At 76.8% G+C, this 18,262-nt stretch carries 18 protein-coding genes; 8 read left to right on the top strand and 10 right to left on the bottom strand.

The features are described from left to right. Positions 1-63: 63 nt before the first annotated feature. The gene (locus ACI79X_RS11495) at positions 64-1,164 is read left to right on the top strand and encodes an EAL domain-containing protein (protein ID WP_457025532.1); all 1,101 of its coding nucleotides are present in this window, start codon (positions 64-66) and stop codon (positions 1,162-1,164) included. Here the strand turns inward: ACI79X_RS11495 and ACI79X_RS11490 are convergent. Continuing rightward, positions 1,142-1,723, bottom strand: coding sequence for a histidine phosphatase family protein (locus ACI79X_RS11490; RefSeq protein ID WP_457025531.1), 582 nt, complete (start codon positions 1,721-1,723; stop codon positions 1,142-1,144). The genes ACI79X_RS11495 and ACI79X_RS11490 overlap by 23 nt on opposite strands. Positions 1,724-1,782: 59 nt before the next feature. On the opposite strand from ACI79X_RS11490, the gene ACI79X_RS11485 reads away from it, so the two are divergent. Further along, the gene (locus tag ACI79X_RS11485; RefSeq protein ID WP_457025530.1) at positions 1,783-2,637 is read left to right on the top strand and encodes an aldo/keto reductase; all 855 of its coding nucleotides are present in this window, start codon (positions 1,783-1,785) and stop codon (positions 2,635-2,637) included. A gap of 24 nt (positions 2,638-2,661) precedes the next feature. Here the strand turns inward: ACI79X_RS11485 and ACI79X_RS11480 are convergent, their stop codons facing one another. After that, on the bottom strand, positions 2,662-3,114 hold the full coding sequence (locus ACI79X_RS11480) for an STAS domain-containing protein (RefSeq protein WP_457025529.1): 453 nt from the start codon (positions 3,112-3,114) through the stop codon (positions 2,662-2,664). A gap of 202 nt (positions 3,115-3,316) precedes the next feature. Between ACI79X_RS11480 and ACI79X_RS11475 the strand changes: the two genes are divergently transcribed. Together ACI79X_RS11475 and ACI79X_RS11470 are read left to right on the top strand one after the other, a co-directional pair. Then, on the top strand, positions 3,317-4,471 hold the full coding sequence (locus ACI79X_RS11475) for an acyl-CoA dehydrogenase family protein (protein WP_457025528.1): 1,155 nt from the start codon (positions 3,317-3,319) through the stop codon (positions 4,469-4,471). Then, the gene (locus ACI79X_RS11470; protein ID WP_457025527.1) at positions 4,464-5,141 is read left to right on the top strand and encodes a PaaI family thioesterase; all 678 of its coding nucleotides are present in this window, start codon (positions 4,464-4,466) and stop codon (positions 5,139-5,141) included. The genes ACI79X_RS11475 and ACI79X_RS11470 overlap by 8 nt, the downstream gene beginning before the upstream one ends. A gap of 15 nt (positions 5,142-5,156) precedes the next feature. On the opposite strand, the gene ACI79X_RS11465 is transcribed toward ACI79X_RS11470, so the two are convergent. From ACI79X_RS11465 to ACI79X_RS11445, 5 genes are all read right to left on the bottom strand, one after another. Further along, positions 5,157-7,253 carry a DUF222 domain-containing protein gene (locus ACI79X_RS11465; RefSeq protein ID WP_457025526.1) on the bottom strand — a complete coding sequence of 699 codons (2,097 nt, stop codon included), beginning with the start codon at positions 7,251-7,253 and terminating at the stop codon, positions 5,157-5,159. 81 nt (positions 7,254-7,334) lie between these two features. Further along, a complete protein-coding gene (locus ACI79X_RS11460) occupies positions 7,335-8,453 on the bottom strand; it encodes an NAD-dependent epimerase/dehydratase family protein (RefSeq protein WP_457025525.1) in 1,119 nt (372 codons plus the stop codon). Between the two features lie 9 nt (positions 8,454-8,462). Continuing rightward, positions 8,463-9,728, bottom strand: coding sequence for an MFS transporter (locus tag ACI79X_RS11455; protein ID WP_457025524.1), 1,266 nt, complete (start codon positions 9,726-9,728; stop codon positions 8,463-8,465). Next, entirely contained in the window at positions 9,725-10,306 is a 582-nt protein-coding gene (locus tag ACI79X_RS11450; protein WP_457025523.1) for a helix-turn-helix domain-containing protein, read from the bottom strand. The genes ACI79X_RS11455 and ACI79X_RS11450 overlap by 4 nt, the downstream gene beginning before the upstream one ends. A 58-nt stretch (positions 10,307-10,364) precedes the next feature. Further along, positions 10,365-10,562: a hypothetical protein gene (locus ACI79X_RS11445; protein WP_457025522.1), complete on the bottom strand. Its 198-nt coding sequence runs from the start codon at positions 10,560-10,562 to the stop codon at positions 10,365-10,367. Between the two features lie 108 nt (positions 10,563-10,670). Between ACI79X_RS11445 and ACI79X_RS11440 the strand changes: the two genes are divergently transcribed. Genes ACI79X_RS11440 through ACI79X_RS11430 form a run of 3 tightly spaced genes read left to right on the top strand, consistent with a single transcriptional unit; the run spans position 10,671 to position 15,321 of the window. Further along, a complete protein-coding gene (locus ACI79X_RS11440; protein WP_457025521.1) occupies positions 10,671-12,206 on the top strand; it encodes an MFS transporter in 1,536 nt (511 codons plus the stop codon). Then, on the top strand, positions 12,203-13,894 hold the full coding sequence (locus ACI79X_RS11435; RefSeq protein WP_457025520.1) for an FAD-dependent oxidoreductase: 1,692 nt from the start codon (positions 12,203-12,205) through the stop codon (positions 13,892-13,894). The genes ACI79X_RS11440 and ACI79X_RS11435 overlap by 4 nt, the downstream gene beginning before the upstream one ends. After that, on the top strand, positions 13,891-15,321 hold the full coding sequence (locus ACI79X_RS11430) for an ATP-binding protein (RefSeq protein ID WP_457025519.1): 1,431 nt from the start codon (positions 13,891-13,893) through the stop codon (positions 15,319-15,321). Before ACI79X_RS11435 ends, ACI79X_RS11430 begins: the two co-directional genes overlap by 4 nt. Positions 15,322-15,325: 4 nt before the next feature. On the opposite strand, the gene ACI79X_RS11425 is transcribed toward ACI79X_RS11430, so the two are convergent. The 3 genes from ACI79X_RS11425 to ACI79X_RS11415 are packed head-to-tail and all read right to left on the bottom strand — an operon-like array spanning position 15,326 to position 17,561. After that, positions 15,326-16,159, bottom strand: coding sequence for an alpha/beta fold hydrolase (locus ACI79X_RS11425; RefSeq protein WP_457025518.1), 834 nt, complete (start codon positions 16,157-16,159; stop codon positions 15,326-15,328). Positions 16,160-16,195: 36 nt separating this feature from the next. After that, a complete protein-coding gene (locus tag ACI79X_RS11420; RefSeq protein WP_457025517.1) occupies positions 16,196-16,810 on the bottom strand; it encodes a TetR/AcrR family transcriptional regulator in 615 nt (204 codons plus the stop codon). Further along, on the bottom strand, positions 16,791-17,561 hold the full coding sequence (locus ACI79X_RS11415; RefSeq protein WP_457025516.1) for a hypothetical protein: 771 nt from the start codon (positions 17,559-17,561) through the stop codon (positions 16,791-16,793). Before ACI79X_RS11415 ends, ACI79X_RS11420 begins: the two co-directional genes overlap by 20 nt. A gap of 76 nt (positions 17,562-17,637) precedes the next feature. On the opposite strand from ACI79X_RS11415, the gene idi reads away from it, so the two are divergent. After that, complete coding sequence (gene idi / locus ACI79X_RS11410; protein WP_457025515.1) at positions 17,638-18,183, top strand: isopentenyl-diphosphate Delta-isomerase; 546 nt, start codon at positions 17,638-17,640, stop codon at positions 18,181-18,183. Positions 18,184-18,262: the final 79 nt, after the last annotated feature.

Raw genomic sequence — 18,262 nt, 5'->3', positions numbered from 1 at the left:
CGGATCTGGTGCGTCCGGTGCGCCTGGTCGCGGCGGGCGGCACCGTCGGTCATCCTGCTGCGCGTGTCGAGTCCGGTGTCCACGGCTGTCCCCGCGGCCCGGCGGCGCGAGGCGTGGGACCTGCCGGAGGCGGCCACCCGGGTGCTGCTGGCCAGCCCGGCCGAGCACGTGCTGCCGGCCGTGGCCGCCGTCGCGCGGTCGGTCGGCCTGTCGGTGTTCTCGGCGCCGGGGGTGCTCGACCTGTCCGACGAGCGCGACGGCCTGCGGGTGGAGCTGTTCTTCGACCGCATCTCACGGGAGCTGACCGGCGCCGAGGCGGAGTCCGTGCGCGTGGCCACCGACCCGGCCGACGAGTACACGGCGCTCGTGCGGGGCCTGCTGACCGCGCCCACGCTGGCGCAGGAGCTCGCCCGGCGCGGGGTGACCGCGGAGGTCGGGGTCCTGGCCGAGGCGGAGCTGTGGTCGGCGTACCAGCCGATCGTCGAGCTCGGGGGCCGGTCCGTCGTCGCCCACGAGGCGCTGCTGCGCGCGGACTCCGACGGCCGCGCCGTCGACGGCGGGGACCTGTTCTTCGTCGCCGACTCCGCCGGCTGGCTGCCGCGGCTGGACCGGGTCGGCCGGGAGTGCGCGATCGCCGGCGCCGCGGGGTGGCTGGGCGACGCCGACCTGTTCGTCAACACCCAGCCGACGTCGGTGCTGCAGCCGGACGCCGACCTCGCCAGCACCGTCGCGGCGCTGGAGGCCGCGGGGATCGCCCCGGGGCAGCTGGTGCTCGAGGTGGGGGAGCGGGCCGCCGTCGCCGACCGCGGCCACCTGCTCGCCGTCCTCGAGGCGTTCCGGGAGCGCGGCTGGCGGGTGGCCCTCGACGAGGTGGCCGCCGGCTGGTCGAGCGCCCCGCTGCTCGACGTCGTCCGGCCCGAGGTGGTCAAGCTCGGGCGGGCGCTGGTGTCGGCGCTGCCCGACGACGGTGCCCGCGCGGTGGTGCGCACGGTCGCCGCGCACGCGCACGCCCTCGGCGCCGTCGTGGTGGCGGAGGGCGTGGAGACCGAGCAGGCGGCCGAGGAGGTCGCCGCGCTGGGCGCCGACCTGGGTCAGGGCTGGCTGTTCGGCCGGCCCGCCGCGCCGGAGGGTGCCGGGGAGGTCAGCCCAGTCCCCACCCCGTGAGCACCGGCCGCGCGTGCTCGTGGCCGAGCACGCCGTAGGCGCCGGCGGGGAGGGCGAACAGGGCGCCGGCGGCGGGCTCGAGGCCCAGCCAGCGGGCGGTGAGGACGCGCAGCACGTGGCCGTGCGCGACCAGGGCGACGTCGCCGTCGTCGAGGCGGGCGCGGGCCCGGTCGAGCACCCGGTCCACCCGTTCGCCGACCTGCTCGAGCGTCTCGCCGGGGGTGTCGCCCGCGATCACGGGGTCGCGCCAGACCGACCACTCGCGGCCGAGCTCCTCGCTGATCTCGGCGGTGGTGCGGCCCTCGTAGCCGCCGTAGTCGAGCTCGACGAGGTCGTCGTCGACGCCGGTGGCGGCCAGCCCGGCGAGCTCCGCGGTGCGCCGGGCGCGCTGCCGGGGGCTGGTCCACACCTCGACGATCCTGCGGCGGGCCAGCGCCGGGGCCAGCGAGCGGGCCCGCTCCTCGCCCTCGGGCAGCAGCGGCAGGTCGGTCACGCCGGTGTGCTGGCCGCTCCTGCTCCACTCGGTCGCGCCGTGCCGCAGCACCAGGATCTCGCCCACGCCGCCCATCGAACACGCCCCTGGGAACACCCGCGCGGGCTGGTGTGCTGGCACCGGGCATGACCACTGCACAGCTCAGCGACACCTTCGCCCTCGGTGGCGACCTGCCCGTCCACCGGCTCGGCTACGGCGCCATGCAGCTGCCCGGCCCGGGTGTCTGGGGCGAGCCGGCCGACCGGGACGGCGCGCTGCGCGTCGTGCGGGCCGCCGTCGAGCAGGGCGTCGACCTCATCGACACCGCCGACTCCTACGGCCCCTTCGTCAGCGAGCAGATCATCGCCGAGGCGCTGCACCCCTACCCGGAGGGCCTGGTCATCGCGACCAAGGCCGGCCTGACCCGGCAGGGCCCCGGCATCTGGACGCCCGTCGGGCGCCCGGCCTACCTCAAGCAGCAGGTGGAGCTCTCGCTGCGGCACCTGCGGGTGGAGCGCATCGACCTCATCCAGCTGCACCGCATCGACTCCCAGGTGCCGCTAGGTGACCAGCTCGGTGCCTTCAAGGAGCTGCAGGACGAGGGCAAGGTGCGCCACATCGGCGTCTCCGAGGTCTCGGTGGACCAGCTGCGCGACGCCCGCGACATCGTCGACGTCGTCAGCGTCCAGAACCTCTACAACCTGACCAACCGGCAGTCGCAGGACGTCCTCGACTACGCCACCGAGAACGGGATCGCGTTCATCCCGTGGTTCCCGATCGCGACCGGCGACCTCGCCGCGCCGCACAGCCCGGTGGCCGACATCGCCCGCGAGCTGGACGCCACCCCGGCGCAGGTGGCGCTGGCCTGGCTGCTGCGGAAGTCGCCGGTGGTGCTGCCCATCCCCGGCACCAAGTCGGTCGACCACCTGACGGAGAACATGGGCGCCGCGGGTCTCTCGCTCTCCGACGAGGACACGGCGCGCCTGGACGCCCTGGCCTGAGGCGTCGGCGTCCTCGGTCGGGGCTCAGCGCCTCCGGTCGAGGACGAACGGGACCGTCGGGGGCAGGAGTGCCTCGCGCCCGTGCGGGGGGTTGGGCTCCGGGGACCGGCGCTGCGCCGGCACCCGGCGGTCCGGCCGCGGGGGCACGGGGTCCTGTCCGGTGAGCGGGCCGTCGAGCTCGAGCCGCCCACCGAGCCCGGCGTCGGCGACCTGGCGGCGGACCGCCGCGGGTGCGCCGACGACCCGCAGCCGGCGGCCGGCCGCGGCGAGCGTGTCGCTGAAGCGGGCGAGCGTCTGCAGGCCGGTGCCGTCGCCGAAGCGGGCCCCGGCGACGTCGACGACGACGCTGCCGGTGCCGCGGCCGGCGGCGTCGGTGAGGGCGGCGACGAGGCGGTCGAGCGTCGACCGCCCGGCGTCTCCGGTGAGCCGGACGACCACCTGGGCGGGAGCGGGTACGAGTGCGACGGAGAGGTGCACGGGGACTCCGGGGGACAGCGGGTGCCACTGGGTTCGGGCACCCGCGTCGAACGTAGTCCGCCCAGCCCCAGGCCACAACGGGGAGTGCTCGGTCGGTAGCTGAACGTCTCGGCTCCCGAACCTGCAACGCCCCGGCCTGCTGTTTCATCCGTCCGGTCCACCCCGGTCGTCCGGACCGCCCTCCAGGCGGCACCATGGGGCCGTGGACGCCGAGGACTTCACGCAGATCAGGGACGCGGTGCGCCAGCTCGTGCGGGAGGTGGTGGTCCCGCGCGAGGAGGAGATCGACCTCGACGACCGCATCCCCGAGGAGCTCCGCGGCGCCGCCGCCGACATGGGGCTGTTCGGCTACGCGCTGCCCGAGGAGTACGGCGGCCTCGGCGTCTCGATGAGCGAGGACGTGGAGCTCGCGTTCGAGTTCGGCTACACGACGCCGGCGTTCCGCTCGCTGTTCGGCACCAACAACGGCATCGCCGGGCAGGTGATCGCCCGCTTCGGCAGCGAGGAGCAGAAGAAGACCTACCTGCCGCGGCTGGCGGCCGGCGAGCTGATCGGCTCGTTCGCGCTGACCGAGGCCGAGGCGGGGTCCGACCCGGCCGGCCTGCGCACCTCCGCGCGCCGCGACGGCGAGGGCTGGGTCGTCAACGGGGCCAAGCGCTACATCACCAACGCGCCGCTGGCCGACTTGTTCGTCGTCTTCGCCCGGACCGACCCCGAGGAGAAGGGCGGCCGGGGGATCTCGAGCTTCGTCGTCGACGCGAAGGCGCCCGGGGTCACCCTCGGCCCCAAGGACGTGAAGATGGGGCAGTCGGGCGCCTGGACGTCGGAGGTGTTCTTCGACGACGTGCACGTGCCGGCCGACGCGCTGATCGGCGAGGAGGGGCGCGGCTACTCGAAGGCGCTCACCGTGCTGTCCCGCGGCCGGCTGCACATCGCGGCGTTGTGCGTGGGGATGGCGCAGCGGGTGCTCGACGAGTCGGTGGCCTACGCGGCGACGGCGAAGCAAGGCGGCGCCCCGATCGGCCGGTTCCAGCTGGTGCAGGCGCTCATCGCCGACATGCACGCCGAGACGGTGGCCGGCCGGGCGATGGTGCGCGAGGTGGCCGCCCGGTACGACAGCGGCGAGGACACCTCGATCGGGCCGTCGTCGGCGAAGCTGTGGTGCAGCGAGATGGTCGGCCGGGCGACCGACCGCGCCGTCCAGGTGCACGGCGGGCTGGGGTACCTGCGGACGACGCCGGTGGAGCGCTTCTACCGTGACGCCCGCCTCTACCGGCTCTACGAGGGCACCAGCGAGGTGCAGCGGGTGATCGTCGGCAGCGGGCTGCTGCGCGCGGCCGGCATGCCGCGTGGCTGAGCCGCTCACGTCGGAAGGGCGCGCCGCCCGGCGGGCGGCGGTCGGCGAGCTGGGTGACGCGCTGCGCGAGCTGGTCGACGCCGCCGTGCGGACCGAGGTGCCCGACGCCGAGCTGGAGGCCGCGGCCGCCGCCGCGCGCGAGCTGGCGGCGCGGCTGCGGGTCGCCGGGCGGGGCCTGCACGAGATCGCCCGCGTCGACGACCCGGAGACCGGTGAGCGCTGGTACAGCCCGGTCTACGGGCCGGGCAGTCCGGTGGCGCCGCCGCTGGTGGCCACCGACAGCCCCGACGGGCGGGCGACCGGCCGGGTCACCGTGGGCAAGCCGCACGAGGGGCCGCCCGGGCTGGTGCACGGCGGGGTGGTGGCGACGCTGCTCGACCACGTGCTCGCCCGCGCCCTGCGCGCGGCCGGCCGCGGCGGGCTGACGGCCACGCTGACCGTCCGCTACCGGCGGCCGGTCCACCTCGGGGTGCCACTGCTGCTCACCGCGGAGATGGGGGAGACCGTCGGCCGGCGGACCACCGCGCACGCCCGGCTGGTGGCCGAGGGCGCTCCCGAGGTGGTGCTGGCCGAGGCAGAGGGCCTGTTCGTGGCGCTGCGTGCCGAGCAGGCCGCGGACGTGTTCGCGGCCACCGGCCGGTCGGTGGGGGCCTGGACCAGCCGCAGCTGACGCCGCCCGTCGCGGTCAGTACGGCGGCGGCTGCGTGGTGGCGGTGAGGCCGCTGGGGGTGGTGACGGTGAGGGTGCCGTCGGGGGCGAGTGTGTGGGTCCAGCCGGGTGCCTGGTGCTTGCCGCGGTGGTGGCCGGTGCAGAAGCCGGTGAGGTTGGCGGCGCTGGTCGCGCCGAGGGGCCACGGCACGCCGTGGTCGAGCTCGCCCTTTCTCGGCACGGGGCGGCGGCAGCCGGGGAAGCGGCAGCGCCGGTCGCGGACGCGCACGTGCCGGTCGAGAGCGGCACCCGGGCGGTAGCCGTCGGTCTCGCGCGGTGCGGCGAGTCCGGTGCCGGCGCGGGCGGTGCGGCGCAGCTCCGGTAGGTCGGTGAGGGCCAGGAGGGCACCGGTGAGGGCGTCGGTGACCGCGATCCGCGGCCGGTCGGCGAGCCCGCCGCCCGTGGTGCGATCGAGGAGGTCCGCCAGGTCCAGGCGGGTGTCGTCGGTGGCCGCTGCCAGTGCGTCCAGGGCGTCGGCCGCCGCGGTCACGCGGCCGGCCGGACTATCGGCCCAGGCGCTCTCATCGCTCGCCTCGGCGCGTTCGGCGGTGGCCACCAGGCGGCGGGCGTGGCCGACCGCCTGCTCGGCCACGAGCAGCGCGGTGCCGGCGGCGGTCACCGCGTCATCGGCGCGCGCCCACCACCCGTCGGGCACGGGTTGGGGTGCCGGCGGGGTGCCGGGGCGGGGATCGGCCGGGTCGTCGGGGTCGGGGTCGTCCCAGGGCGGTGGCCACCCGGGCGGTGGCCAGGGGTCGTCGTCGAAGGCGGGGTCGAGGTCGGCGTAGAGCTCGCCGGTGGCGACGCGGCGCTCGATCTGCGCCCACCAGGCGGCATCGGCCTCCATCTCGGTGACGTGCTGGGCGATGGCGGCGTCGCTCAGGCCGCGCAGCGGGTCCTCGCCCTTGACGAGACTGACGCCGGAGGTGGCGGTGCCGGAGATGGTGTTGCTGGGCTGCGCCGCGGTGGGGTCCGTCCGGGCGTCAGCGGCCCGAACGCCCTCAGCGGTTCCCTCCTCGGCCGGCGTGGGGTTCTGCTCGGACGCGGGATCCCCAGCGGTGTCGGCAGCAGCGGCGTCCGCGGTGTCCTGAGTGGTGGTGTCCTGGGCGGACGTGGAGTCCTCAGCCGCAGTGTCCTCGGCGGTGGCCGTGTCGGCCGTGACGTGCGCGCCGGTGAGGGCGGCGAGCAGGGCGCGCACGACCTCGGCGGGGACGACCTGGCCGTCGATCTCGCACGGCTGGTCCCCGCCCAGCAGCGCCCCGACCGGCGCCACGACGGTGAGCACCACCTGGACCGGGGACAGCCCGTTCTCCCCGGGCCGGAGCACCAGGTCGAGCAGCGCGTCGGCCATCTTCTGCCCGCGGGTGCGCCCGTCGTCGGGCAGCGCGTCGGCGTACGCGCCCAGCGCCGCCATCAACGCGGCGGCCTCCGGGGTGGTCAGCAGCGCGGAGACCACGCTCATCCCGTCGCAGCTGTCGGGGCGGCAGGACAGCCCGCGCCGCGTGACCGCCCGGGCGAGGTCGTCGGCCGCGGAGCGGGCCCGGCGCTCGAGCACCTCACGACGCGCCTTGTCCCGCAGCTGCGCCGGCGTGCACACCGTCCCGCGCCGGGCGGCCCACGCCAGCAGGTCCCGCTCCAGCGCCGCGCGCACGGCGTCGTCGGCGACCGACGCGACGTGATCCACCAGCGCGCTCACGTGACCGGCGTGCACCGCCCCGGCCTCCAGCGCGTCCAGCGTCGCCGGCAGCCGGTGCACGAGGGTGAGGGAGGTGGTCAGGAGGGCCTCGGCCGCCGTCGCGGTCAGCGACAGCGCGATCGACAGTTCCTGGGCGGCCCACTCGCTCACCGAGCGCAGCAGCTCCGGCCGCACCGCCCACCGCTCGGCCGCCATCGCACCCCGCGTGCCCTGCGGCCGATCGGCCGACGCCGGACGGGACAGCGCGAACGCCGCCACCGCCCGGTACCGCAGCGCCGACTGCCGCGACACCTCACGGTCCGCGGCCTGCACCAGCCCCAGCGGACCCCGCGCCCACCCGACCGGCGGCGCCCCGGCCGGAGCGGGCAGGACCGTCGTCACGCGTTCGATCATACGTTCGGATAGAACGGCGGACAAGGCCTGTGGACACTCGAAGCCGCAGGCCAGCGGCGAGCGGCCACCTCAGTCGGGACGCTGGTTCGGCACGTTGTGCGGGTCGCCCGCCGGGTCGTGCTCGCGGCCGCCGGTGGCGCGCAGCAGGGGACCGGGGCCTCCGTCACCGCGGCCGAGGGCCGCGACGAACTGGCGCAGCACGTCGTCGCCGCGGTGGGCGGGCTGCCAGTCGAGCTGCGTGCGCGCGCGGGCGGTCTCGAGCACGGGCGACTGCAGGCCGAGGTCGAGCCAGCCGGGCTCGGTGGGCGTGAGGTGCGCCCGGAAGGCCGCCGTCAGCCCGGCGCGCAGCACCGCGGCCGGCACGGGGATGCGCGTGGTCCCGAGCGCGCGGGCGAGCCCGTCGGCGTCGAGTGCGGGGTCGGCGGAGAGGTTGAACGGCCCGGGGGCGCGCCGGTCGAGCATGCGGACGATCGCGTCGGCGACGTCGTCGGCGTGCACGAGTCCCACCCGGAGCGAGGGGAGGGGCAGCGGCAGCACCGACGCCACCTGCGCCGGCACCAGCCGCGCGGCGCCGAACAGCAGCGGGCCGAGGAAGTAGCGGCCGATCTCGCTGGCCGCCTCCGGCTGCAGCACGAGGGTGGGGCGGACGACGGTGAGCGTGACGTCCTGCTTGCGGCCCACCACCTCGCGCACCACGCGCTCGGCCTCCGACTTCTGCCGGCTGTACTGCGACGACGGGATGCCGGTGACCGGCCAGTCCTCGGTGACCGGCCGGGAGCCGCCGCCCGCGGCGTACGCGCCGAGCGACGACATGTGCACCACGTGCTCGACGCCCGCCGCGACGGCGGACCGCATGACCCGCCGGGTGCCGTCGACGTTCGCCTTGTGCAGCTCCTCGGTCCTGCGCCCGGGCTGCAGCGCCCACGCGAGGTGCACGACGGCGTCGACGTCCTCGAGCAGGTTGGTGAGCGCCTGCTCGCTCGCGGTCTCGCCCAGGTCGGCCTGGTACCAGGTCACCGAGGAGTACGGCTCGGTGTCCGGCGGCTGCCGGCGGGCCAGCCCGCGGACCTCCGCCACGCCGCTGCCCGGTGCGGTCAGCCGCCGCAGCAGGGCGGTGCCGACGTTGCCGCTGGCGCCGGTGACCGCGACGCGCAGGCCCGAGAGGTGTGCCTGGGGGAGCTCAGCCATGACCCGCCGCTACCCGGTGGGCGACGCGGCAACCGGTGACCGGGACCGCAGGCCCAGCGACACGAGCGCGGTCAGCAGCGCGGCGGCGGCCGCGCCCAGGAACCCGGCCGGCAGGCCCGCCGCGTCCGCCAGCCGGGCGAGGCCCAGCGACCCGCCGAGCGCCCCGACCTGCAGGGCCAGCGACGACGCCGACAGCGCCGTGGCCCGCCGTCCCGCCCCCACGCGCCCGTGCAGCACGGACTTCCACAGCGGCCACGAGGCGGCGTTGCCCACGTAGAACACGGCGAACAGCGCGGTCAGGACGACCGGCCCGGCCAGCGGCACCGCCGCGATCGCGAGCGCCCCGAGCGCCGCCAGCCCGGCGGCGGCCACGGGCCCGGAGCCCCGCGCCAGCCGGCGCGCGGCCGGCGCGAGCAGCGCCCCGAGCCCGGCGGCCGCGAACGACACCGCCATGACGACGCCGAACAGCGTGGCCCCCGCCGCGCCGCTGCCGGTCAGCTCCGCGGCGTGCAGCGGCCCGAGCAGCTCCAGCGTCGACAGCACCGCGCCCACCAGCAGCGAGACCGCGAGCACCCGCCGCAGCAGCCGGTCGCGGGAGACGAGCCGGGCGGTGTCGCGGACGACGGCGGGCGCCGCACGGACGCCGGCCCCCGCGTCCGCCAGGCGCCGGCGCGGGGTCCCGGGCGGGTCGACGACGAGCAGCGCGACCGCGACCGCGGACACGGCCGTGAGCGCCGCCGCGGCGAGGACCGGCAGCACGAGGGCGTCGTCACCGGCCCGGCCGGACAGCAGCGGCAGGAGTCCGCCGACGACGGCGCCCAGGCACAGGCCCGCGCCGTCGGCCGCCCCGGCGCGGGACAGGCCCGGTGCCACGTCGGCGTCCGGGTCGGCGGCACGCACCGTGTCGACGTACCAGGCCTCCAGCGGGCCGGAGTCCAGCGCCCGCCCGACGCCGCGCAGCGCCTCCGCGGCCGCGAACGCCGCCACGCTCTCCGCGAACCCCAGCGCCAGCAGGCCGGCGGTGCTGAACAGAGCGGAGGCGACGAGCACCGGCCGGGTGCCGAGCGAGTCGGCGAGGCCGCCGGTCGGCAGCTCGAGGACGAGGACCACCACGGAGTAGACGGCGATGACGACGCCGACGTCGGCCGGCGACAGCCCGCGCGAGGCGGCCAGCAGCACCGTGACCGGCGCGCTCAGCCCCACCGGCAGCCAGCGCAGCGCGGTGAGCCCGACGAACCGGCGCCCGGCGGCCGCGGGCGTCAGCGGCGCGCTCATCCCGGGTCCTCGGACAGCGGGAACAGGTCCAGCAGCACGTGCACGAGGGGCTGGCCGGGCTCCTCGCGCGTCGCCCGCCACCGCTCCAGGACGCCGTTGAGCTCCTCGGTCAGCTCGGCGGCGGCGGCGGGGGAGAGGCGCAGCGCCCAGTCGTTGAGCGAGACGGTGTCGCGCCAGGCCGGCTCGAGCTCCTCGCGCTGCTCGGCGTGCGCGGCGAGCATCCGCCGCTGCCGGCCGAGCAGCTGGTGGGTGAGCTCCTCGAGGACCTCCCGGCCGCCGGGCCGGTCGACGAGGTCCTCGGTGCGCCAGCGGGTGCTGCGGTGCCGGGCGCGCCACCACCGCTCGCGCGCGGTGCCCTCGCCAGGCACCTCCTCGACCAGGCCGAGGCCGGCCAGCTGGCGCAGGTGGTAGCTCGTCGTCCCGCTGCTCTCGCCCAGCCGCTGGCCCAGACGGGACGCGGTCGACGGGCCCTCGGAGCGCAGCAGCGCGAGCAGGCCCGTGCGCAGGGGGTGGGCCAGCGCCCGCAGCGTGCGGGGGTCGCTGACGTCGACGGTGTCCTCGGGGGGCAGCTCCGGCACACGGCGAGGCTACGGGTGCAGAGAACCCTTTGCAAAGAGTTCTCTGCACCCGGTCGGGTCAGCCGTCGGAGTCCTCGCCGTCGGTCGCGTCCTCGACCTCCTGCTCGGCGTCGTCGACGCCCTCCTCCACGTTCTGCTGCACGTCGTCGTCGACGACGTCGGACCCGCACGCCGCGGTCGTGAACGACGCGGCGGCCACGGCGACGCCGGCCAGGGCGAGGCGCCAGCGGCGGCGCGGGGTGGTGGCGGTGGACATCGAGGCCTCCTCGGCTCGGTCGGTCAGGACCCCGGGGGTGCCCCGGCCGTCCGCCGCCCATGCGGAGGGGTCGTTGACAGCCCCGACGCCGCCGACGAGGCTCGGCGCGTGACGTCCCGGCCGCAGCCGGACCGCGGACTGCGGATGGGCACCTCCCAGGGGCGCTGGGTCCTCCTGACGACCGTGCTCGGGTCGAGCCTGGCGATGCTCGACGGCACCGTCGTCAACGTCGCGCTCGAGCGCATCGGCACCGACCTCGGCGCGTCCTTCAGCGGCCTGCAGTGGACGGTCAACGCCTACACGCTCACCCTCGCCTCGCTGATCCTGCTCGGCGGCTCGCTCAGCGACCGGCTCGGCCGGCGGCGGGTGTTCGTCGTCGGCGTCGTCTGGTTCGCCGCGGCCTCGCTGCTGTGCGGCCTGGCCCCCGACGTCGGCACGCTCGTGGTGGCCCGCGCGCTGCAGGGCGTCGGGGGAGCGCTGCTGACCCCGGGCAGCCTGGCGATCATCTCGGCCTCCTTCGCCCCGGAGGACCGCGCGGCCGCGGTCGGCGCCTGGTCGGGCCTCGGCGGGGTGGCCGGCGCCGTCGGCCCGTTCCTCGGCGGCTGGCTGGTCGAGTGGAGCTGGCGGGCGGTGTTCCTCGTCAACCTGCCGGTCGCGGTGCTCATCGTCGCGGTCGCCGCGAAGCACGTGCCCGAGACCCGCGACCCGGCCGCGGCGCCCGGCCTGGACTGGACCGGGACGGCGCTGGTCGTCGCGGGCCTCGGCGGGCTCACCTACGGCCTGACGGCGGCCGGGGGTGACGGTGGGCCGGGCGCGCTCGCCTGGGTGGCCGCCGGCGTCGTCGCGCTCGCCGCGTTCGCCGTCGTCCAGCGCCGGTCGCGGCACCCGCTGGTGCCGCCGGTGCTCTTCCGCAGCCGGGTGTTCACCGCCGTCAACGCCGTCACGCTGCTGGTCTACGCGGCGCTCGGCGTCGTGTTCGTGCTGCTGGTGCTGCACCTGCAGGTGGTCGCCGGGTACAGCCCGCTGGTCGCCGGGACGGCGCTGCTGCCGGTCACCGCGCTCATGCTGCTGTTCTCCGCCCGGGTCGGCGCGCTCGCGCAGCGGATCGGCGCCCGGCCGCTGCTCACCGCGGGGCCGCTGGTCGCCGCGGCCGGCCTGCTGCTCCTGCTGCGGGTCGGGGAGGACGCCTCCTGGCCGGGGGACGTGCAGCCCGGCACCGTCGTCTTCGGCGCCGGCCTGACCCTGCTGGTCGCGCCGCTCACCGCCACCGTCCTCGACGCCGCCGAGGACCGCCACGCCGGCGTCGCCTCCGGCGTGAACAACGCCGTCGCCCGCGCCGCCGGGCTGCTCGCCGTCGCTGTGGTGCCGGTCGTCGCCGGCATCGGCGACGACTACACCGACCCGGCCGCGTTCGCGGCCGGCTTCCGCACCGCCCTGCTCATCTGCGCCGGGCTGCTCGTCGCGGGCGCGCTGGTGGCCGCGGCGGCGATCCGCCGGCCGCCCGCCGAGCGCCCCTCGGGCGGCCGCCTGCCGGTGGAGGAGTGCCTGCACTGCGGCGTCGACGGGCCGCAGGTGCACCCCCGGATCCCGGCCGGCGGCGGCGCGGCCGCCGGCCGCCGCCCCGTCCCCCTGGAGGAGTCGTGACCACGCCCGCCGAGTCCGCCGCGCCCGCCGCCCGGACCCGCCCCGTCCTGCTCACCGTCGACGACGACCCCGGCGTCTCGCGCGCCGTCGCCCGCGACCTGCGCCGCCACTACGGCGAGCGGTTCCGCGTGGTCCGCGCGTCGTCCGGGGAGGAGGCGCTCGACGCGCTGCGCGAGCTCAAGCTGCGCGGTGACCGGGTGGCCGCCGTGCTCGCCGACTACCGCATGCCCGGCATGGACGGCATCGAGTTCCTCGAGCAGGCGATGGACCTGTTCCCCCGCGCGCGGCGGGCGCTGCTCACCGCCTACGCCGACACCGACGCCGCCATCCAGGCGATCAACGTCGTCGACGTCGACCACTACCTGCTCAAGCCCTGGGAGCCCCCGGAGGAGAAGCTCTACCCGGTCGTCGACGCGATGGTCGAGACCTGGGCGGCCAGCCCCGACGTCGCCGTCGAGGACGTCAAGCTCGTCGGCCACCACTGGTCGGCGCCGTCGTTCGCCGCGCGGGACTTCCTCGCCCGCAACGCCGTCCCCTACCGCTGGTACAGCGTCGAGGAGCCCGAGGGGCGGCGACTGCTCGCCGCGGCCGGCGCCGCCCCGGAGGACGTGCCGGTCGTCGTCCCGCCGGGTGGGGAGCCGCTGCTGGCGCCCACCGAGGCGGAGCTCGCCGCCGCGGTCGGGCTGACCGTGGAGCCGAGCACCGACTTCTTCGACCTGGTCGTCGTCGGCGGCGGCCCGGCCGGGCTGGGTGCCGCGGTCTACGGCGCCTCCGAGGGCCTGCGCACCGTGCTCGTCGAGCGCCAGGCCACCGGCGGGCAGGCCGGGCAGAGCAGCCGGATCGAGAACTACCTCGGCTTCCCCGACGGCGTCTCCGGCGGGCAGCTGGCCGACCGCGCCCGGCGGCAGGCGGCGAAGTTCGGCGCCGAGGTGCTCACCGCCCGCAAGGTGACCGCGCTGGAGGCCCGCGGGCCGGCCCGGGTGGTGCACTTCGCCGACGGCGGCAGCATCGCGGCGCACGCCGTCGTCCTGGCCACCGGCGTCTCCTACCGGACGCTGCCCGCCGAGGGCGCCGACTCCTTCACCGGCCGCGGCGTCTACTACGGCTCGGCCCTCACCGAGGCCGAGGCCTGCGCCGACCAGGACGTCTACGTCGTCGGCGGGGCCAACTCGGCGGGGCAGTCGGCGGTGTTTTTCTCCCGCCACGCCCGCTGCGTCACCCTCGTCGTCCGCGGCCCGTCGCTGGAGGCGTCGATGTCGCACTACCTGATCCAGCAGCTGGCCGACCTGCCGAACGTCGTCGTCCGCACCGGCACCACCGTCACGGCCGTCCGCGGCGGGGACCACCTGGAGGAGATCGACCTCGTCGGCCCCGACGGCCAGGTGCGCACCGCGAAGACCTCCCACCTGTTCGTCTTCATCGGCGCCGAGCCGCGCACCGACTGGCTCGACGGCGTCCTCGACCGCGACGACCACGGCTTCGTGCTCACCGGACCCGAGCTGCTCGTCGACGGCGAGCGGCCACCGGGCTGGCGGCTGCAACGCGATCCCTACTTCCTCGAGTCGGGCCTGCCCGGGGTGTTCGTCGCCGGCGACGTGCGCGCCCAGTCGGTGAAGCGGGTGGCCTCGGCCGTGGGCGAGGGCGCCATGGCCGTCACGCTGGTGCACCGGTACCTGGAGGAGCGGTGAGCGCGCCGACCCGTCTCGCGCCCGACGAGCTGCGCGAGCTCTTCCTCTTCGGCGACCTCGACGCCGAGCAGCTGGCCTGGGTGGCCGCGACCGGCGACGTCGTCGACGTGCCGGCCGGCAGCGACGTCTGCACGGAGGGCGAGCCCGCCGAGTGCTTCTACGTGCTGCTGTCGGGCACGCTGCGGATGACCCGCCGGGTGGGCCGCGACGAGGTGGAGACCGCGCGCACCGACCAGCGCGGCGTCTACGCGGGGGCGGTGCAGTTCTACCTCGGCGACCAGGTGCCGCAGGTCTACCCGTCGTCGGTGCGGGCGGTCACCGACTGCACGTTCCTGGCCCTGCCGGCCGGCGAGTTCGCCGCCGTCTTCCGCCGCTGGTTCCCCATGGCGGTGCACCTGCTGCAGGGGCTGTTCCTCGGCAGCCGCAACACCGAGGAGCTCGTCGCGCAGCGGGAGCGGCTGCTGGCGCTGGGGAAGCTGACCGCGGGGCTCACCCACGAGCTGAACAACCCGGCGGCCGCGGCGTCGCGGGCGACGGCGTCGCTGCGCGAGCGGGTGGCCGGCATGCGGCACAAGCTGGCGCTGCTCGCCGACGGCCGCTTCGACGGCGAGCAGCTGCGGCGGCTCACCGAGCTGCAGGAGCGCTTCGTCGCCGGCATCGACGGCGCCGTGGAGCTCACCGCGCTCCAGCGCTCGGACCGCGAGGACGTGCTGTCGGACTGGCTCGACGGCCACGACGTCGCCCGGCCCTGGGAGCTCGCGTCGGTGTTCGTGCCGGCCGGGCTCGGGCCCGCGGAGCTCGACGAGGTCGCCGGCGCCGTCGACGCGGACTTCCTGGAGCCCGCGCTGCGGTGGCTCGCCTACACGGTGGAGACCGAGCTGCTGCTCGCCGAGATCGTCGACAGCACCGCGCGGATCACCCACCTGGTCGGCGCGGCCAAGCAGTACTCGCAGCTCGACCGCACCCCGCACCAGCCCACCGACCTGCACGAGGGCCTCGACGCGACGCTGGTGATGCTCAGCGCCAAGACCGGCCCGGGCATCCGGGTGGTCAAGGAGTACGACCGGTCGCTGCCGCTGGTCCCGGCCTACGCCGCCGAGCTCAACCAGGTGTGGACCAACCTCATCGACAACGCGCTCGACGCGATGGCGGGGGAGGGCACGCTGACCCTGCGCACCGCGCTGGAGGGGGAGTCGGCCGTCGTCGAGGTCGCCGACACCGGGCCGGGCATCCCCGAGGAGCTGCGGCGGCGGGTGTTCGAGCCGTTCTTCACCACCAAGCCGGTGGGACAGGGCACGGGGCTCGGCCTCGACGTCGCCTGGCGGATCGTCACCACCCGGCACGGCGGCGTGCTCAAGGTGCGGTCGCGGCCGGGGGAGACGCGGTTCGTGGTGCGGCTGCCACTGGTCGACGGGCTGCCCTCCTGAGCGCTCAGGCGGCGGCGCGGGCGTGCGCCACCACGAGCTCGGCGGTGCGCTCGGCGGCCAGCTCCGGGATCCAGTGCGGCACGTCCTCGAGGACCTCGAGCCGGTAGGGGCCGGTGACGAACTCGCGGGTGCGCTCGGTGGCGGTGCGGCCGAGGAAGGTGTCGCCGGTGCTCCACACGTGGAGCACCGGCACGCCCACCCGGCCGACGGCGTCGCGGGCGGCGAAGGGCACCGCGCGGTACCAGGCCAGCGCGGCCGGCAGGGCGCCCGGCTCGCGCATCCGGTCGACGTAGCGGGCGACGGCGTCGTCGGGCAGGCCGCCGTTCTCCAGGACGCCGCGCAGCGCCGCGCCGTCCCGGGCGAGCAGCAGCCGCTCGGGGAGCACCGGCAGCTGGAAGGCGGCCATGTAGGACGAGCGCAGCCCTTGGTCGCTGGTCAGCACGGCCTTCGCGACGGCGCCCGGGTGCGGGGTGGACAGCGCCGTGATGGTCCGGACGCGGTCGGGGTGCCACGCGCCGAGCGCCCACGCGACCGCGCCGCCCCAGTCGTGGCCCACGACGTGGGCGCGCTCCAGCCCGGCGGCGTCGAGCAGCGCCACGACGTCGCCGGCGACCGCCCGCAGCCGGTAGGGCGAGCGGCCCCGCGGTCGGGCGCCGGGGCTGTAGCCGCGCTGGTCGGGGGCGAGGGTGCGCAGGCCCTCCGCGTGCAGCAGGGGCGCCATCCGGTCGAAGGCGGAGGAGTCCTGCGGGAAGCCGTGCAGCAGGACCACCGGCTCGCCGTCGGGCGGGCCGCCGTCGCGGACGTCGAAGGTGAGGCCGTCGTTGCGGAACCGGTCCATGTCCCCCCGGTGCCCGGCCCGCCCGTCCCGCACGCCTCAGCCGGCCGGTTCCTCACCGGTGTACCGGAGGGCGCGGGCCACCAGCCGCTGGGCCGCCCGCAGCTCGGCCGGCCGGTCCCGGTCGGGCTCGGGGTAGCCGCGGGTCATGAAGCCGTCGGTGACGGTCAGCACCCAGCGCGCCGCGACGGCGGAGGGGGCGCCGGGGTCCGCGAGCCCGGCGTCGCACAGCCGGTCGACGATCTCGGCGACGCCGCGCAGCATCCGCCGGTCGTTCTCGGCGACGAGCCCGGCCATCTCCGGGTCGCGGTGCGCCTGGGCGAGGACCTCGACGAGCAGGCCGGCCATCAGCGGGTGCGCGGCCTCGGCGGCCAGCCGCTCCACCACGTCCATCAGCGCCGCCCACGGGTCGGGGTGCGCGCGGGCGGCGGCGAACGCCTCGTCCCACTCGTCCCGGTCGGCTTCGAACATCGCGAGGAACACCGCCCGCTTGGACGGGAAGTAGTGGAACAGCGCGCCGCTGGAGATCCCGGCCGCCCGGGCGATCTCCGCCGTCGTCGTGCGGTCCAGGCCGCGGGTGGCGAAGAGGTCGAGCGCGGCGCCCACGATGGCCATCCGGCGCTCGCGGTGCCGCTCAGGGTCGACGGTGCGCATCCGGCGCATCATCCCCCGGGGGAGGCGCCCCGCGACGGCGCCGGCGGCGCACCTCGGCGACCGCCACGCCGACGCCGACCAGCAGTGGCCCCCAGATCTTCGCCGTCGCCAGGACCGCGGCCAGCCAGCCGGGCAGGTGGACGTCGGGCAGGTCGAGGTCCGGCCACGGGATCGAGGGCAGGTCCAGGTCGGGGAGCGGCAGGTCGGGCAGGTCGACGTCGGGCACCAGGCCGGCCAGCCAGCGGAGCACCGGCCGCACGAGCGCCTGCAGCAGCAGCGCGAGGCCGAGCAGGCCCGCGACCACCTTCCCGACGGCGACGACGACGTGCCGCGCCGCCCACAGCCGCGGGTGCCGCTCCTCGAGAGCGCGCAGCCGGGCCGCGAGCGTGCCCGGGGCCGGGGCGAAGGGGTGCCGCTCGGCGGTGGCCAGGTCGAGCAGCCGGGCGGCGTCGTCCTCGTGCCCGTCGCGCCCGTCGTCGTCCCCGTCGTCGTCCCCGTCGTCGTCGCTCCCCTCGGGAGGGCGCGGGACCAGCAGCACCGTGCGGGCCACCGTGCCGGGCAGGGGAGCCAGCACGAGGACGGCCGGGGACGGGTCGGCCTCGCCCGGCACGGGGAGCAGGACCCGGCCGAGGCCGCGCCCCTCCGCCACGGGCCGCTCGTCGCGCACCAGCGTGGCCGTGGTGCGCAGGCCCGCCCGGGCGGTGCGCACCTCCCACGTCCGGCCCTGCCACTCCAACCGGGATCCGGTCATGCACTCATGGTCCGACCGGCTGCTCGGTTTATCAAGGCCCTGACACGGACCGCGGTGATCGGGGAGGATGGGCGCCGTGACGGTGACCGCGGCGGAGCTGATCGTGCTGGTCGACGACGACGGGGCGCCGATCGGCACCATGCCCAAGCCGCTGGTGCACCACGGCGAGACGCCGCTGCACCGCGCCTTCTCGGCCTACCTGTTCGCCGACGACGGCCGGCTGCTGGTCACCCGCCGCGCCGAGGACAAGCAGACCTTCCCCGGCATGTGGACCAACACCGTCTGCGGGCACCCCGGCCCCGGCGAGGACGACGCCGCCGCGATCGCCCGCCGCGCCTCGCAGGAGCTCGGCCTGCAGGTGACCGACCTGCGCCCGGCGCTGCCCGGCTACCGCTACCGCGCCGAGTTCCGCGGCGTCGTCGAGAACGAGGTCTGCCCGGTCTACCTCGGCCGGTTCGCCGGCACGCCCGACCCCGACCCCCGCGAGGTGGGGGAGTGGGAGCTGCTCGAGTGGGCCGCGTTCCGCCGTCGCCAGGAGGACTCCGAGTTCGACGAGTGGTCGCCGTGGTGCCGGGAGCAGGCGCGGCTCATCGAGCAGGCGGGGCTCGTCCCGGGCGCCTGAGTCGCCATTCGCGCGCGAAAGGCGGTAGTCGGCGGGACACGGACGGTGGCGGGCGCGCGAGCGCCGCTGTGTCGCTGCC

Source organism: Geodermatophilus sp. SYSU D01119, from assembly GCF_054049975.1.
This window is presented reverse-complemented; position numbering and strand designations above follow the sequence as displayed.

Bases quoted from the DNA above. Each gene is read 5' to 3' on its own strand.
- ACI79X_RS11485 (WP_457025530.1), top strand. From the start codon at position 1,783: ATGACCACTGCACAGCTCAGCGACACCTTCGCCCTCGGTGGCGACCTG.
- ACI79X_RS11460 (WP_457025525.1), bottom strand. From the start codon at position 8,453: ATGGCTGAGCTCCCCCAGGCACACCTCTCGGGCCTGCGCGTCGCGGTC.
- ACI79X_RS11455 (WP_457025524.1), bottom strand. From the start codon at position 9,728: ATGAGCGCGCCGCTGACGCCCGCGGCCGCCGGGCGCCGGTTCGTCGGG.
- ACI79X_RS11445 (WP_457025522.1), bottom strand. From the start codon at position 10,562: ATGTCCACCGCCACCACCCCGCGCCGCCGCTGGCGCCTCGCCCTGGCC.
- ACI79X_RS11425 (WP_457025518.1), bottom strand. From the start codon at position 16,159: ATGGACCGGTTCCGCAACGACGGCCTCACCTTCGACGTCCGCGACGGC.
- ACI79X_RS11420 (WP_457025517.1), bottom strand. From the start codon at position 16,810: ATGCGCACCGTCGACCCTGAGCGGCACCGCGAGCGCCGGATGGCCATC.
- ACI79X_RS11415 (WP_457025516.1), bottom strand. From the start codon at position 17,561: ATGACCGGATCCCGGTTGGAGTGGCAGGGCCGGACGTGGGAGGTGCGC.